The following is a 15,328-nucleotide window of genomic DNA, read 5'->3' on the forward strand; positions in this document are numbered from 1 at the left end:
TCGGCGGTGCGCACGCCGGGCGCGTCCTGCGCCGCCATCACCGCGTCGTCGCGGCTGGCGAAGCGGACGTCCTGGACAGGCGCGCGCTCGAGGCCGGCGGGGGCCGGCGCGCCGGTCAGCTCGGCGAAGCGCGCCTCGGCGGTGGCGAGCTGGCGGCGGAACTGGGCGAGGCGGATCTCGCCCTGGGCGATGTAGGAATCGACCTGGGCGAGATCGCCCTCGGCGGACGCGCCCTGGCGGATTCGCTCCTCGACCGCTTCGCGAAAGTCGCGCTGGCTGGCCACGAGGGCGCGGGTCAGCTCGACCAGCGCGCGATAGCCGAACACGTCGTACCAGGCGGCGATGGCGGCGATCGCGATGCGGTCGGCGTCGAGCTCGAGCTGGGCGCCCGCTGCGCGCAGCCGGGCGCCGGCGGCGCGCACCCGCGCCTCGCCGGCGCCGAAGTCGAACAGCACCTGCTGCACGGTCACGGTGGCGTCGGTCCGCTGGATCGGCCGCGACCGCTCGATGATGTTGAACGGGTCGTTGGAGAATTCGCGGGTCAGAACCCGGTAGCTGGTGAGGCCAATGTCGACCGTCGGGCGGCGCTGCTCCTCGGCCTGCTCGAGCTCGGCGACGGCCTCGTCCTCGCCGGCGGCGGCCTCGCCGGTTGCCGGGTGGCGCCGTACCGCCTCGCCGATCAGCCGGCGGAACGCGGCCTCGCTCTCCGATATCCGGGCGAGGGCGAGGATCGGGTCGCGGCTGAAGTCGATGTCGAGCGGGCGCTCGGTCGCGCCGGGCAGCGGCGGGGCGCTCGTCTGCGCATGCGCCAGCGGTGCCGCGGCGCCGACCAAAGCTGCGGTCAAGAACAAAACTACGCGCACCCACCCCACCATGGGAAAAGCAGGGCTCTAACGCCGAAGCGGGGACAAAGCTATCGAGGAATCCACCCGCGCGGGCGATAGTGTATCAATTCCAATCGCTTGCGCTTCGCCGTCGAGGGCCGCGGCGGCGGGCGGGAGACCCCGGTCGCCGCGGCGCCTCGCGCTACATGTAGATGGCCGCCGCGATGCCCATCGCTAGGGCCGCGAAGGTGAGGAGGACCGGCACGATCAGCATCTGGACGAGCGCCGCCGCGCCCGAATTGTGGCCGGTGAGAGTCTGTATGCCGTCGCTCATGAAGCGGTCGAAGCTCGACCGTTCGCGTGCCTTCGGCTCGACCGCGAGAAAGATGCGCGGAACGGTGAAGAAGGCGACCAGGAACAAGGCGCTGATCGTGACCGCGAACACCGATTCCGCCGAGCCGACGGTCGCCACCGCGAAGGCGGCGATCAGCGCTGCATAGGCGGCGACGATGATCCCGCCGACCGCGGCCGGCACTTCGGGCGCGGCCGGCGTCGGCATGTGCGGTGCCTCGATCTCGCCGACTGGAAGCGGCGCGACCTGCGCACCGGCGAGACACAGATGAGGCGCCTCGACCTTGTCGTAGCTGGCTTTGTCCAGGACCCGTTCGTGACGCATGTCCCCGCTCCTTCGCACGCAGTGAATGATGGCCCGCTCTAGCGGTCCGGCGGGGCGCAGAAGTGAGCCAGATCAATTCTGCGGGGCGCCCGGCGGAGGCAGGCTCGGCGGATAGGGAGTGCTCCCTATCCGGGGCGGCCCGGCTCAGATCAGCGCACGGATCGCGGGGTCGGGCAGCGGCTGATAGCGGCAGCTCGCCGACATCTGCGCGCGATCGCCGATCATCAGCCTGCCGTCGGCGAGGGTCGCCCAGCCCCGCTGCTTGAGATCGAGCAGGCTGGCGCCGACCTGCGACCGCGACACGCCGACCAGGTCGGCGAGATGCTCGTAGGTCAAGGGCAGCTCACAGCTGTCCGGCTCCGCGTGGCCGCGCCGGTCCAGGCGATCGAACAGCTCCAGGAACAGATAGGCGAGCCGCTGCGTGGGGCGCAGGCGCCCGAGCATAAGCAGACGCGTGTCGGCGCGATGTTCCTCGTAGAGGAGGGTGGCCACCAGCGCTTCCGAAAGCTCGGCATATCGATCGAAGAGCTCCCGGAAGCCCTCGCCGTCGAGCAGGCAAAGGCTGACCGGCGTGATGCTTCGCACCGAATGCCGGATCCGGCCCGTGATCGGCGACTGAAGGCCGACGAGGTCTCCCGGCAGCAACACGTCCATGATCTGCCGCGCCCGGCCGTCCAGCATCATGTATCTGAACGCCCAGCCCGAAAACAGGGTGAAGAGCATCGGCCGCGCCTCGCCTGCCGATACGATGTCCATGCGGGCCGGAAACGAGCTTTGCTCGAACTTGATGGAGCGCACGAAATCGAGTTCGTCACCCTCCAACGGCCGAAAAGCGGAGGTTCGCCGCAGCGGACAATGGCGGCAATCCACGTACATCAGGTCTCTCGCTAGCGCCTGGGCGCATCCGCCTCATAGCATGGCCGCGAAGGCTGGTCTGCTGGATATCGGCAGTCACGCCAGCGGCCCACCCCTCGGAAGTCGCTTCAATATCGACGGGCAGCCGTCGGGGTAACGATCCAAATTTGGACCGGCACAGTCCAAAGGTGGATGCTTGTCCCACCCTTGGCATGGTGGGAGAGGGGGCGCGCGGAGGTTCGACCCTGTTGCAGCGTTTTTTCTTTGATCTTCGAAGAGGTTCGGCGGTCCTGAGGGACTGCGATAGGGCTGCGTGGGGGGACGGAGCTGCGGCCGGGTCCGGTCTTCACCTTCGACGGGACCGTCTCGATCTGCCACGGGAAACCGCCCAGACGGGCGTTCGTTGATCGGCGGATATTCGAACTGCTGCGTTTGGCCTGCGTTCTCAGCATGCGGCCGACCACGCTGGCTGGTGCTGCTGAGAAGGAGGCCGAATGAAGCGCGACGCGACACAAGTTGAGGACGGGAGCCCGGTTTCCACCGGCTTGCCCCCTCTCGATTACATTCTTGGCGGCGGCTTCGCGGCGAACCGGCTTCATCTGGTCGAAGGGGAACCCGGATCGGGCAAGACGACGCTGGGGCTGCAGTTCTTGCTCGAGGGTAAGGCCAAGGGCGAGCGCTGCCTCTACATCACGCTTTCCGAAAGCCGCGACGAGCTGCTCCACGTCGCCGGAACCCATGGCTGGGACCTTTCCGGAATCGATATCTTCGAGCTGGTCCCACCGGAGCTAAGCCTTGACCCCCAGCGCGAGCAATCCATCGTCTACGCCTCCGACCTCGAGCTCGGCGAGACGGTGCGGATGGTCATGGAGGAGATCGAGAGAGTCGCGCCGGCCCGAGTGGTCTTCGACAGCCTTTCCGAGATCAGGCTGCTGTCGCAAGGTAAGCTCCGCTTCCGTCGCCAGGTGCTCGCGCTCAAACACTATTTCGCCAAGCACCGCTGCACGGTCGTCTGCCTCGACGATCTCACCCTCACCGACGACGATCTCAGCCTCCACAGCCTCGCCCACGGCGTCCTTCGCCTGGAGCAGCAGGCGGTCGGCTACGGCGCCGAGCGGCGGCGGATGCGCGTTTGGAAGATGCGCGCGCGGGCGTTCCGGGGCGGCTTTCACGATCTCCTCATTTGCCAGGGGGGGCTTGAGATTTTCCCGCGCCTCGTCGCCTCGGCGCATCCCGAAGAGGGTCTCATCGCGCGGTCCGCATCGAGCGGCATTGAGGAGTTGGACAAGCTCGTCGGCGGCGGTCTCGATTATGGAACCTCGACCCTGATCATCGGGCCGTCGGGATCGGGCAAGTCCACCCTGGCCCTGCAATATATCCACACGCTGCTGTCCGCGGGCGAGCGCGCTTTGGTCATCAGCTTCGACGAGACCCGGCGGATCTTTCACACCCGCGCCGCCGGGCTTGGCATGGACCTTACGCGGTTCGAGGAACAGGGTCTGCTCACCGTTCGTCAGGTCGACCCGGCCGAGATGGCCCCGGGCCAGCTCGCCTCGATCATCCGAAGCGAAGTCGACGCCGGCGCCAGCGCGGTGGTGCTCGACTCCCTGTCGGGCTATCAGCATGCGATGCCCGACGAGCAGCACATGCTGCTCCAGATGCACGAGATCCTCACCTATCTGAACCAGCAGGGCGTACTCACCCTGTTGATCCTCGCTCAGGCGGGAATGGTCGGACAGATGCAGTCGCCGGTTGATCTTACCTATCTGTCCGACAACGTGCTGTTGCTGCGCTTCTTCGAGGCGGAGGGCGAGATCCGCCGGGCGCTGTCGGTGATCAAGAAACGAACCGGCGCCCACGAATCGACCATCCGCGAGCTCCGGATCGACACCGAGGGCCTCCAGGTCGGTCCGCAGCTCGAGGGCTTCCGCGGCGTCCTCACCGGCGTTCCCGTGTTCGAAGGGAAGTCGCGCCTGCTCGGAAGCCGCGGTGACGACTGAGGCTGTTCGCCCCGAGAATTTCCTCGTCGTCGCACCGGGCGGCCGGGACTCGCAGGTCATCAGCGACCTGCTCCACAGCGCCGGCCTCGGTTTCGCAGTCGATCCGGCGGGCGACAGCCTGCTCGAGGCGATTGCCAATGGCGGCGCAGCGGGAGCGATCATCACCGATGATGCCGTCGCCCGCATCGAAGTCGAGCGATTGCGCCACGCGATCGATGCGCAGCCGCCTTGGTCGGACTTTCCGTTCGTCCTGCTGACCCGGCGCGGCGAGGCTTCCACCGCGCCCCGGGTCATCGAGGAACTGGTCAACGTTACCATTCTCGAGCGGCCGCTCCACCCGGCGACGTTGCTGAGCGCGGCGCGCGCGGCGCGGCGCGGCCGAACCCGGCAGAGGATCGCCGCCCGCCATCTCGCCGAGCTGGAAGAGGCTCGCGCCAAGCTCAGCGTTCTCGCCGGCACGCTCGAGGCCAAGGTTGGCGAGCGCACCCGCGACCTCGCCGCCGCCAACGACCAGCTGATGAAGGAGATCGCCGAGCGCGAGCGCACCGAGGCGCGCCTCTTGCAGGCGCAGAAGATGGAAGCCATCGGCCAGCTCACCGGAGGCATCGCGCACGATTTCAACAATCTCCTCACCGCGGTCATCGGGTCGATCGACCTGCTCCTGCGCAGGACCGAGGACGAGAAGCTGCGCCGGCTCGCGGGCAATGCGCTGCAGGCCGCCGAGCGCGGCGCCGACCTGACGGCCCAGCTGCTCGCCTTCTCGCGGCGGCAGCGCCTCTCGCCCACACCCGTCCAGGCCAATGTCGTTATTTCCGGCATGGGCGACCTTCTCGCCCGTACCCTCGGTTCGCACGTGCGGGTGGAAACGCGGCTCGACTCGAACCTGTGGCCGGCGCTGGCGGATCCGACGCAGCTCGAGGTGATGATCCTCAACCTCGCCATCAACGCGCGCGACGCCATGCCCGCCGGCGGCCGTCTGACCATCGAGACGCGCAACGTCGACGCCGTCCCGCCCGCGCTCGTGCCCGAGCTGGACCATGGCGACTATGTCGCGATTTCGGTGACCGACACAGGCACCGGAATGGCGCCTCGCGTGCTTGCCCGCGCCTTCGATCCTTTCTTCACGACCAAGGCGACGGGCAAGGGCACGGGTCTCGGCCTCGCCCAGCTCTACGGCTTTGCCCGCCAGTCGGGCGGGACGGCGCGGATCGAAAGCGAGGAGGGGCGGGGGACGACCGTCACCATCTACCTGCCGCGAACGGAAGCGAAGCCGGTCGCGCGGGCAGTGACCGCTGGCTCGGCCAGGGGCGGCAACCGGCAGCGCATCCTGGTCGTCGACGATGACGACGACGTGCGCATGGTCGCGGCCGCGCTGGTCGAAGAGCTGGGCTATCAGGTTGCCGAGGCCGAGAGCGGCCCGGCGGCGCTGGATCTGCTCCGCGCCCGTTTCGGCAAGAATGGGGAGGGCGGGATCGCGCTCGTCATCACCGATGTCGTGATGCCGGGAATGTCGGGCGTCGAACTCGCCGCCCGCGTCCGCGAGATCGCACCGAATCTCCCGATCATTTTCGCCTCGGGCTTCGCGGACGTGCAGACATTCGGTGCCGAGCTCGCGACGGAGGAGCTTCTCAAGAAGCCTTACCGGCTCGGCGAGGTGGCGGCCGCGATCGAGGTGGCGCTTTCGAGGTTGCCGGACGAGGGTAAAGGCTCGGTGATTCGTTTCCCGGGCCGCTGATCGCATCGAGCCGAATCCTCCGGCGGGGGTGGAGCCGGGTCCGGGCCGCAGCGCTCGCAGCTGGCGCTACAGCAGAGATAGGCTCAGTTCGTTCGCCAACGCCGTCTCCGCCACGAGCAGGGCGAGGGCGACGATCGCCACCCCCATCACGCCCATGGTGACGCGGCCCTTCCGGGACCTAGGCAAAGCGCAACGACCCCGAGGGCGAGGGCTTCGGCGCCATATCGGTCACGACTTCGGCGATGATGAGCCAGAACGCGTCGCACCAGGCGGCGATGGTCATCGGCGAAAGCGCCAGGCCCGGCACCTGGCGCAGGGCGGGCGCGAGAGCGAGCCCGAACCGCGAATAATGGCGACCGTCGATAGCGAGCTTGCGGTGCTCGCGCGCGGTGCGGGACAGCTCGCGCAGGCCACCGAAGGCGGCGATGTCGCTCGCCCCGGCGATGAGCAGGTCCATCAGCATCGCCGTCTTGATCTCCGCCTGGCGCAGATCCGGAATCGCCCCTTCCAGCGACTGAACGCGCTCCCGAAGCACGCTGCTGATCGCCGCGCGGCTTCGTTCGACCACAGGCATGGACTGGGCGAGCCGCAGACGGATGTCCTCGGCGATGGGCTTGTTTGACATATGAAGCTTCCCTTGCCTTCCGAGCGGCAGAAGGCGTTCGATTTGGCGCTGAGCTGTGCGTGGCCGGCAGCCGGGCGATATGCTCCCGCGGCGACGGCCGATCGCTCGGCCGGTCCGGCTGGCTGATGCTACCCCCCGAGAGCAGCGCTAGATGCGCGCGAACTCCCGAGGGCAGATCTTGAACCAGGAACCGGCTTCATGGAGCCGCATGCGCTCGAAGACGGGAAAACGTCTCACGCCGGGAAGTCTAACCGGCGGCCGCGGCGCATGCAAGGATTGCCGCCCCCCTTCCTCCTGTGCCGGAGCGCCCTTCGTGTCGTTCAGGCCGCTGGTTCTCTGCGGCTCGGTGTCGGCACCCGCTCGCGATGGGAAAGGCGCAGGACCGCCGCGCCCGCGATCGCGGAGAGCAGCGATCCGGCGAGGACGCCGATCTTCACCTGCGCCTGTAGGTCCGGGTCGTCGAAAGCGAGCAGGCCGATAAAAAGGCTCATCGTGAAGCCGATGCCGCACAACAGCGAAACGCCGTAGACCTGAAGCGTCGTCGCATCCTCCGGGCAGTCGGCGAGGCGCAGCCGGATCGCCGCCCAGGTGGCGGCGAACACGCCCAGCTGCTTGCCGGCGAACAGCCCCGCGGCGACGCCGAGCGCGACCGGCTCAAGCAGCGCGTCCAGGCCCAGGCCGGCGAGGGACACGCCGGCATTGGCGAAGCCGAATACGGGGATGACGATAAAGGCGACCCACGGCTGGATTCCATGCTCGAGCCGGTGCAGCGGCGACTCCCTGTCGTCGGGGCAGCCGGGCGTGCGGCGGATCGGGATGGTCAGCGCCAGCGCCACGCCGGCCAGCGTCGCGTGCACGCCGGACAGATAGGTGAACGTCCACAAGGCGCCGCCGATCACCAAATAGGGCGACAGCCGCGTCACCTTCATCCAGTTGAGTGCGGCGAGCAGCGCGACGGTGGCCAGCGCGGCGCCCAGCCAGGCCAGCGACAATTGGCTGGTGTAGAACAGGGCGATGATCGCGACCGCGAGCAGATCGTCGATGATTGCGAGCGCGGTCAGGAAGATTCGCAAGCTGACCGGCACGCGCCTGCCGAGCAGCGCGAGAACCCCGAGCGCGAAGGCGATGTCGGTGGCGACCGGCACGGCCCAGCCGCGCAGCGCACCGCCGCCCTGGTTGATGGCCAAGTAGATTATGGCTGGCACCACCATGCCGCCGAGCGCGGCGATTCCGGGGAGGACTCGCCTGCGCGGCGTCGACAGCTGGCCGTCGAGCAGCTCGCGTTTGATCTCCAGCCCGACGAGCAGGAAGAACAGCGCCATCAGGCCGTCATTGACCCAGTGGAGGATGCTCAACGGCCCGAGATAGGCGTGGAGGACGTCGAAATAGGTCTGCGCCAGCGGTCCGTTGGCGACGACCAGGGCCAATCCGGCGGCCGCGATCAGCACCAGGCCGCCGGCCGCCTGCCCGCCGAGGAATTGACGCAAAGCGCTCGCGGGCGCGGCGAGATTACGAGGCACTGGCCCCTCCAGACATGAGCTTTCCGCACTGGCGGCCCGACCAGCGCTGAACTCCTGCCCGCCACTCGAACGGCGAACACCCGCGCGCGCTATCGCATCCGATTGAAGCGAGGGCAATGCCGGCTCGAGCGCGACGCCACGCTGCCCGCCGCCCGCGGAGCCGGCCGAGCGAAGACGCCGAAGCCGAGCCGTGTCAGGGGCAAAAGTCAGCCCTTGAAATAGCATTAGCAACATCTAAATTAGAGAAATCTAATGGAGGAGTTATTGGACAAACTCGGCGTTCCAGCGTCGCAATTTACGCGGCAGGCGGGGGAGGCGACCAGCCTTCTCAAGGCCATGGCCAACGAAGGCCGTCTGCTCATCCTCTGCCATCTCGCGGAGGAGGGTGAGCTTGCGGTCGGCGCGCTGGCGGATCGTGTCGGGCTCAGCCAATCGGCGCTTTCCCAGCATCTCGCGAAGCTGCGCGACGAGGGGCTCGTCGCCACCCGCAAGGAGGGCCAGTCCGTCTTCTATCGAGTCTGCGACCCCAGGGCCGGGCAGATGCTCGCGCTCCTTCATGACCTCTTCTGTCCGGAGCTCGGGCGGGAGAACGCAGCGAACCAATTCAGGAGCTGAGCATGAACACCGACGTCAATCTCGCCCGAGCCGCCGATCAGGTGCGCGCGGTCCTTCGGGGCGAAACCCGGACGCCCCATGTAAAGGCGTTCTTCGATGAGCCGACCTTCACCGCAAGCTATGTGGTTCATGATCCCGCGACCGGGGTCGCGGCGATCATCGACAGCGTACTCGATTTCGACCAGCCGTCGGGCCGCACAAGCTTCGACTCCGCCGACGCCATGATCGCCTATGTCGAGGCGGAGGGGCTCACGGTCGAGTGGCTGCTGGAGACCCATGCGCATGCCGATCATCTTTCGGCCGCCCCCTACCTCCAGGAGAAATTGGGCGGAAAGCTCGCGATCGGGGCCGAGATCGTCACCGTGCAGAACGTGTTCGGCAAGATCTTCAACGAGGGCAGCCGGTTCGCCCGCGACGGCTCGCAGTTCGACCGCCTGCTCGTCGACGGCGATGCCCTGACGATCGGCGGCATTTCGCTGATCGCGCTGCACGTGCCGGGACACACGCCCGCGGATATGGCCTACATCATCGGCGACGCCGTGTTCACCGGCGATACCATGTTCATGCCCGACTACGGATCGGCCCGCGCCGACTTCCCGGGCGGCGACGCGCGCCAGCTCTACCGCTCGGTGCGCCGCCTGATGAAGCTGCCGGACCAGAGCCGCGTGTTCCTGTGCCACGACTACAAGGCGCCGAACCGCGACGAATATGTCTGGGAAACGACGATGCTCGCCGAGCGGACCGGCAACGTCCACGTCCATGAGGGCGTGAGCGAGGACGATTTCGTCGAGATGCGCACGCAGCGCGACGCGACGCTCGCGATGCCCAGGCTCATCCTGCCGTCGATCCAGGTCAACATGCGCGGCGGCCGGATGCCCGAGCCCGAGGAGAATGGGGTCAGCTACCTCAAGCTCCCGTTGAACCAGCTGTAACGGAGGCGACCGACCATGGAACCCATGACGCCCCTGGCGGCGATCGGAGGCGGGCTGCTGATCGGCACCGCGGCCGGACTGTTCCTGCTGCTCACCGGACGGATCGCCGGCGTGAGCGGCATGGCCGCCGCCGCGACTCGGATTGCCCGCGGCGGACCACCCTGGACGCAGGCGGCGGCCTTCGTCATCGGCCTGCCGATCGGCGCCGTCCTGATCGCGCGGCTGGTCCGCTCGCCGGACGTCGTCGTCACCTCGTCATGGCCGCTTCTGATCGCCGCCGGCCTGCTGGTCGGCTTCGGGACCCGCCTCGGCAACGGCTGCACGAGCGGCCACGGCGTCTGCGGCATCGCCCGGCTGTCGCCGCGATCGCTCGTCGCCACTGCGACCTTCATGGCGAGCGCGGCAGCGACCGTGTTTGTCGCCCGTCACCTGATCGGAGGCTGACATGCGCGGATTCATTCCAGCCCTGGCGGTGGGCATCCTGTTCGGCGCCGGCCTTGCCTTGTCGGACATGATCAATCCCGCCCGGGTGCAGGCGTTCCTGGACGTTGCGGGCGACTGGGACCCGACCCTGGCGTTCGTGATGGCGGCGGCCGTCGTGCCTTCGGCGATCGCCTATGTCATCCGCCGCCGGCTGAGCCGGCCGCTGCTCGCGGACCGTTTCGCCATCCCGGAAAGCCGCATCCTCGACCGGCCGCTGCTCGGCGGCGCCGCCCTGTTCGGCATCGGCTGGGGCCTGGCCGGCTTCTGCCCGGGGCCTGCGCTCGCCGGCCTGGTGCTCGGCATCTGGCAGCCGTGGCTGTTCGTCGCCGCGATGCTGGCCGGAATGGCCGTCCATCGCCTGATCTTTGACCGTCCTGCGGCCGCGCCCCGCAAACTCGAAGGATGAATATAATGGACATCACCCCGCTTTCGGATCGTCTCGCCGTCGCGCCCCAGATCAGGCCGCAGGATCTCGGCGACGTCGCGGCCGCCGGATTCGTCGGCATCGTCAACAACCGGCCCGACGGCGAAGCGCCGGATCAGCCGAGCTCGTTCGAACTCGAGACGGCGGCGAGGCGGCACGGGCTGCGCTACTGGCACATTCCGATCGTGCCGGGCGAGATGATGGAGCAGCACGTTCGGGAACTCGCGGCAGCGCTGGAGCAGGCCGACGGGCCGCTGCTCGCCTTCTGCCGCACCGGCAATCGCTCAGCCACCCTCTTCAAGGCGGCGCAGGCGCTTTCCTAGCGCCGCGACAAGCCCAACGGCCCGCAAGGAACAGCCATGCTCGACACCATCCAATATCTGCTGGGCGCCGGCTCGGGCGTGCTCGTCGGCTTCGTCCTCGGGCTGGTCGGCGGCGGCGGGTCGATCCTCGCCGTGCCGCTCATGGTCTATCTCGTCGGCGTGCCGAGCCCGCACGTCGCGATCGGAACCAGCGCGCTGGCGGTCGCGATGAACGCGCTGACCGGCCTCGCCAACCACGTCCGGCTGGGCCATGTGAAGTGGCGGTGCGCACTTGTCTTCGCGGCGTCAGGCGTGGCCGGCGCCTTGGCCGGATCGACCGCCGGCAAGGCGTTCGACGGCCAGAAGCTGCTCTTCCTGTTCGCCATCGTCATGGTCGTCGTCGGCGCGCTGATGCTCCGCAACCGGCGCCGGGAAGGCGATCCTTCGGTCGTGCTTGGCCGCGAGAATGCACCGAAGCTGGTCGGCTATGGCGCAGGCACCGGCCTGTTTTCCGGCTTCTTCGGGATTGGTGGAGGGTTCCTCATCGTTCCCGGCCTGGTCGCAGCCACCGGCATGCCGATGATCAACGCCATCGGCTCCTCGCTGGTGGCCGTCGCCGCCTTCGGGCTGACCACCGCCGCCAACTACGCGGTCTCCGGACTTGTCGACTGGCCGCTCGCGCTCGTCTTCATCCTGGGCGGGATCGTCGGTGGCTTCATCGGCGCCCGGCTGGCCAAGCGGCTCTCCGCCGCGCATGGCCGCCTCACGACCATTTTCGCCAGCCTGATCTTCGTGGTCGCCGCCTATATGGCCTGGAAGAGTTCGGCGGCGTTCTGACCCGCCCGAATGCGATGAAGTTCCGGGTTCGCCGGGGGCCACCCGCCGAGCCATTCACCAGACCCAGGTTGACGGCGCGGCGTTTGTGGTGGCAGTGAGCCGGCGCAGGCTGCCGCGCGTCACCACCGCCTTGTAATTCGGTGGTCCCGGGCTCAGCTAAGCGGCCGGGATGCGGGTGTAGCTCAATGGTAGAGCAGAAGCCTTCCAAGCTTACGACGAGGGTTCGATTCCCTTCACCCGCTCCACTCCCTCTCAGATCAGGTCTCACGCTCCCGTAGGGAGAAGCGCTGCAGCTTGCCGGTCGCGGTCTTGGGGAGAGCAGCCACGAACTCCACTTCCCGCGGATATTTGTAGGGGGCAATCGCCGCCTTGGCGTGGTCCTGAAGGGCTTTGACGAGCTCGTGGGAGCTGGCGTGGCCGTCGGCGAGGACGACGAAGGCCTTCACTTTCTGGCCGCGTTCCTCGCAGGGGACTCCGACCACGGCGCACTCCAGAACCGCCGGGTGGGCGTAGAGCGCGCCTTCTACCTCGGGCGCGGCGATGTTGTAGCCGGACGAGATGATCATGTCGTCCGATCGCGCGACGAACCAGAAATAGCCGTCCTCGTCGAGCCGGTAGGTGTCGCCGGTGACGTTCCAGCCGTTCTGAACGTAGTTCGCCTGGCGCTCGTCGTCGAAATAGCGGCAGCCGGTCGGGCCCTTGATGGCGAGACGGCCGGTGCCGCTGGCCATCGGCTGGCCGTCGTCGCCCAGAACGGTGGCGCGGTAGCCGGGCACCGCCTTGCCGGTGGCGCCGGGGCGGATGTCGTCGTCGCTCGCAGAGATGAAGATGTGCATCATCTCGGTCGCGCCGATGCCGTCGACGATCCGGATTCCGGTCGCCTCGTGCCAGCCGTGCCAGGTCGCCGCGGGGAGGTGCTCGCCCGCCGACACGCAGGTGCGAAGCGAGGAGATGTCGGAGTCGGCCAGCATCCCGGTGATCGCCTTGTAGGCAGTCGGCGCGGTGGCGAGGGTGGTGACCTTGTGCCGCGCGATCGTGTCGAGCAGCGGCTTGGGCCCCGGGGTCTCGATCGTCACCGCGGTGCCCCCGAAGCGCCAGGGGAAGACCAGCAGCATGCCGAGGCCGAAGGTGAAGGCGATCGGCGCCGAGCACGCCCAGCGGTCGGCGGGCTGCGGCTTCAGCACATAGCGGGCGAAGCTGTCGGCGCTGGCGAGGATGTCACGGTGATAGTGGACGCAGCCCTTGGGGCGCCCGGTGGTGCCCGACGTGAAGGCGATGAGCGCCACGTCGTCGCGGAGCGTGTCGACGGCTTCGAAGCCCTCGGCCACGCCCGCAAGCCGCCGCTCAAGCTCGCCCGTGCCGGCATCGCCGTCATAGGTGATGAGCGAGCGCACCGTGCCCGCCTGCTCGGCGCCGGCGCGGAAATCGTCGAGGCTGCGGCTGTCGACGATGGCGTGGTTGACCTGCGCCCGCTCGAGGATCGTCGCGACCTCGCCGGGCCGGAGCATCGGCATCGTCGCCACCACCACGCCGCCCGCCTTCAGCACGCCAAGCCACGCCGCGAACATCGTCGCAGTGTTGGGCCCGCGCAGAAGCACGCGGTTGCCGGGGACGAGGCCTTCCTCCTCGGTGAGCAGCCGAGCGATCCGGTCGGACAGCGAGCGCATCTCGCCATAGGTCCAGCTGCCGGCGTCATTGATCACCGCGAGCCGCTCGGCCGGCTGCCGGTCGATCAGCTCGACCGCGGCGTTCATCCGGTCGGGATAATGAAGCTCTGGCAGGTCGAACAGGAATTCCGGCTGCGCCTCCGCCGGCGGCAGGCGGTCGCGGACGAAGGTGTCGACATGCGCCGTGGTCATAGCTCGGGGACCACCGCCGTGGTTTCGATCTCGATCTTGGCCTGCGGCTCGACCAGCGCCGAGACCTCGACCACCGCCATCGCCGGGAAGTTCTTGCCCATCAGCTCGCGCCAGGCGGCGCCGATCTCGGCGAGGCCGTCGCGATAGTCGGCGACGCTGGTCACGTACCAGGTCATGCGCACGACATGCTCCGGCCCTGCACCGCCCTCGGCGATGATGGCGAGGGTGTTGGCGAGCACCTGGCGGAACTGGCCGGCGAGCGTGTCGGAGACGAAGCGCTCATTCTCGTCCCAACCGACGACTCCGCCGGTGAGCACGAAGCGGCCCTTGGCGGCGATGCCGTTGGAATAGCCCCTGGGCCGGGGCCAGCCGGGCGGGAGCAGGGTGCGGTGCGCGGTCACTGTCGGTAGTCCGCAAGATGGTGCCGAGCGATCACGACTTTCTGCACTTCGCTTGCCCCCTCATAGATGCGCAGAGCGCGGATCTCGCGGTACAGCCGCTCGACCACGCAGCCCTTGGTGACTCCGAGCCCGCCGAACATCTGCACCGCCTTGTCGATCACCGCCTGGGCGCTGTCGGTGGCGTGAAGCTTGGCCATCGCTGCCTCGCGGCTGTTGCGGCGCCCGAGCACGTCGCGGACCCAGGCCGAGCGGTAGATGAGCAAGGCCGAAGTCTCGATGTCGACCACCATCTCGGCGAGCTTCGACTGGGTGATCGCATTGTCGGCGAGGGTGCCGTCGCCGAGCTTGCGTCCCAGCGCGCGGCCTGTCGCCTCGTCCAGGGCCCGGCGGGCGAAGCCGAGTGCGGCTGCGCCGACCGTGGTTCGGAACACGTCCAGCGTCGCCATGGCATATTTGAAGCCCATGCCGGGCTCGCCGATCATCATGTTGCTGCCGGTCCAGCAATCGAGGTTTAAAGTCGCCAGGGGATGGGGCGCGATCACGTCGATCGGCACTACCTCGAACGTGCCGCCGGCGCGTCGCGGCAGGATGAAGGCGGAGACGCCCTTGGCGCCCGGAGTGTCGCCGAAGCGGGCGAAGATCACGAAGAAGTCGGCGATGGTGCCGTTCGAGATGTAGGTCTTGCTGCCGCGGAAGCTCCAGCCTTCGCGGTCGACATCGGCGACCATCTCGAGATTGGCGATGTCGGAGCCGGTCTCGGGTTCGGTCAGCGCAAAGGCGGCGATCCATTCGCCGCTGGCGACGCGGGGCAGGTAGCGTTGCTTCTGCTCCTCGCTTCCGAACAAGGTGATCGTGCCCGATCCCAGGCCCTGCATGGCGAAGGCGTAATCGGCGAGGCCGTGATGACGCGCCAGCGTTTCGCGGATCAGCGCCAGCGAGCGGACGTCCAGGCTCTCGAGCGCCCCGCCATAAGCCGCCGGCACGCAGTAGCGCAGCCATCCGCCGTCGCCGAGCTTCTTCACCAGCGCCCGGCATTCCGCGTCGACATCATCGCCCGGCTCCTCGGCCAGCTCGACGCGGCACCATTGGTCCAGCGTGTCCGCAAGCTTGCGATGGCTATCGTCGAAGAAGGGCCATTCGAGGAACGGTCAGCCACGGGCTCAGCATGAGCGAGGCAGCGGAAATCTACGTGCTGCTGGCAATCGGTGACGCGCTCGTGGCGCAGGTGCCGGCGCTGCTG

General features: G+C 68.2%; 17 protein-coding genes and 1 tRNA gene. 10 read left to right on the plus strand and 8 right to left on the minus strand.

The window, feature by feature from the left end:
* From G7B71_RS14460 to G7B71_RS14470, 3 genes are all read right to left on the minus strand, one after another.
* On the minus strand, positions 1-845 hold an 845-nt coding region (locus G7B71_RS14460), incomplete at its 3' end, for a TolC family protein (protein ID WP_166042168.1).
* A gap of 181 nt (positions 846-1,026) precedes the next feature.
* Positions 1,027-1,500: a hypothetical protein gene (locus G7B71_RS14465; protein ID WP_166042170.1), complete on the minus strand. Its 474-nt coding sequence runs from the start codon at positions 1,498-1,500 to the stop codon at positions 1,027-1,029.
* A gap of 144 nt (positions 1,501-1,644) precedes the next feature.
* Positions 1,645-2,298, minus strand: a complete 654-nt coding sequence (locus G7B71_RS14470) for a Crp/Fnr family transcriptional regulator (RefSeq protein WP_207774812.1) — start codon at positions 2,296-2,298, stop codon at positions 1,645-1,647.
* Between the two features lie 551 nt (positions 2,299-2,849).
* Here G7B71_RS14470 and G7B71_RS14475 point away from each other — a divergent pair.
* Both G7B71_RS14475 and G7B71_RS14480 read left to right on the plus strand, forming a co-directional pair.
* A complete protein-coding gene (locus G7B71_RS14475) occupies positions 2,850-4,355 on the plus strand; it encodes an ATPase domain-containing protein (protein ID WP_166042174.1) in 1,506 nt (501 codons plus the stop codon).
* Positions 4,345-6,090 (plus strand): ATP-binding protein, encoded by a 1,746-nt coding sequence (locus tag G7B71_RS14480; RefSeq protein ID WP_166042176.1) that lies wholly within the window; start codon positions 4,345-4,347, stop codon positions 6,088-6,090. Before G7B71_RS14475 ends, G7B71_RS14480 begins: the two co-directional genes overlap by 11 nt.
* 178 nt (positions 6,091-6,268) lie before the next feature.
* Here the strand turns inward: G7B71_RS14480 and G7B71_RS14485 are convergent, their stop codons facing one another.
* Positions 6,269-6,715 carry a hypothetical protein gene (locus tag G7B71_RS14485; RefSeq protein WP_166042179.1) on the minus strand — a complete coding sequence of 149 codons (447 nt, stop codon included), beginning with the start codon at positions 6,713-6,715 and terminating at the stop codon, positions 6,269-6,271.
* Between the two features lie 320 nt (positions 6,716-7,035).
* Entirely contained in the window at positions 7,036-8,235 is a 1,200-nt protein-coding gene (gene nhaA / locus G7B71_RS14490) for a Na+/H+ antiporter NhaA (protein WP_243406260.1), read from the minus strand.
* 264 nt (positions 8,236-8,499) lie between these two features.
* Here nhaA and G7B71_RS14495 point away from each other — a divergent pair, with 264 nt between their 5' ends.
* From G7B71_RS14495 to G7B71_RS14525, 7 genes are all read left to right on the plus strand, one after another.
* On the plus strand, positions 8,500-8,850 hold the full coding sequence (locus G7B71_RS14495; protein WP_279338414.1) for a metalloregulator ArsR/SmtB family transcription factor: 351 nt from the start codon (positions 8,500-8,502) through the stop codon (positions 8,848-8,850).
* A 2-nt stretch (positions 8,851-8,852) separates the two neighbouring features.
* Entirely contained in the window at positions 8,853-9,782 is a 930-nt protein-coding gene (locus tag G7B71_RS14500; protein WP_166042186.1) for an MBL fold metallo-hydrolase, read from the plus strand.
* Positions 9,783-9,797: 15 nt separating this feature from the next.
* Positions 9,798-10,226, plus strand: a complete 429-nt coding sequence (locus G7B71_RS14505; protein ID WP_166042187.1) for a YeeE/YedE family protein — start codon at positions 9,798-9,800, stop codon at positions 10,224-10,226.
* Between the two features lies 1 nt (position 10,227).
* The gene (locus G7B71_RS14510) at positions 10,228-10,671 is read left to right on the plus strand and encodes a YeeE/YedE family protein (protein ID WP_166042190.1); all 444 of its coding nucleotides are present in this window, start codon (positions 10,228-10,230) and stop codon (positions 10,669-10,671) included.
* Positions 10,672-10,676: 5 nt separating this feature from the next.
* Positions 10,677-11,012: a TIGR01244 family sulfur transferase gene (locus G7B71_RS14515; RefSeq protein ID WP_166042192.1), complete on the plus strand. Its 336-nt coding sequence runs from the start codon at positions 10,677-10,679 to the stop codon at positions 11,010-11,012.
* 36 nt (positions 11,013-11,048) lie between these two features.
* Positions 11,049-11,828: a sulfite exporter TauE/SafE family protein gene (locus G7B71_RS14520; protein ID WP_166042195.1), complete on the plus strand. Its 780-nt coding sequence runs from the start codon at positions 11,049-11,051 to the stop codon at positions 11,826-11,828.
* Between the two features lie 171 nt (positions 11,829-11,999).
* A tRNA-Gly gene (locus G7B71_RS14525) sits at positions 12,000-12,073 on the plus strand.
* 12 nt (positions 12,074-12,085) lie between these two features.
* Here the strand turns inward: G7B71_RS14525 and G7B71_RS14530 are convergent.
* Genes G7B71_RS14530 through G7B71_RS14540 form a run of 3 tightly spaced genes read right to left on the minus strand, consistent with a single transcriptional unit; the run spans position 12,086 to position 15,182 of the window.
* A complete protein-coding gene (locus G7B71_RS14530; protein ID WP_166042198.1) occupies positions 12,086-13,687 on the minus strand; it encodes an AMP-binding protein in 1,602 nt (533 codons plus the stop codon).
* Complete coding sequence (locus tag G7B71_RS14535; RefSeq protein WP_166042200.1) at positions 13,684-14,088, minus strand: RidA family protein; 405 nt, start codon at positions 14,086-14,088, stop codon at positions 13,684-13,686. The genes G7B71_RS14530 and G7B71_RS14535 overlap by 4 nt, the downstream gene beginning before the upstream one ends.
* On the minus strand, positions 14,085-15,182 hold the full coding sequence (locus G7B71_RS14540) for an acyl-CoA dehydrogenase family protein (protein WP_166042202.1): 1,098 nt from the start codon (positions 15,180-15,182) through the stop codon (positions 14,085-14,087). The genes G7B71_RS14535 and G7B71_RS14540 overlap by 4 nt, the downstream gene beginning before the upstream one ends.
* A 71-nt stretch (positions 15,183-15,253) precedes the next feature.
* Between G7B71_RS14540 and G7B71_RS14545 the strand changes: the two genes are divergently transcribed.
* Positions 15,254-15,328, plus strand: a 75-nt coding sequence (locus tag G7B71_RS14545) for an FHIPEP family type III secretion protein (protein WP_166042204.1), incomplete at its 3' end; no start/stop codon positions are given.

Origin of the sequence: Sphingosinicella sp. YJ22 (assembly GCF_011320075.1) — a bacterium.
Taxonomy (GTDB): Bacteria; Pseudomonadota; Alphaproteobacteria; order Sphingomonadales; family Sphingomonadaceae; genus Allosphingosinicella.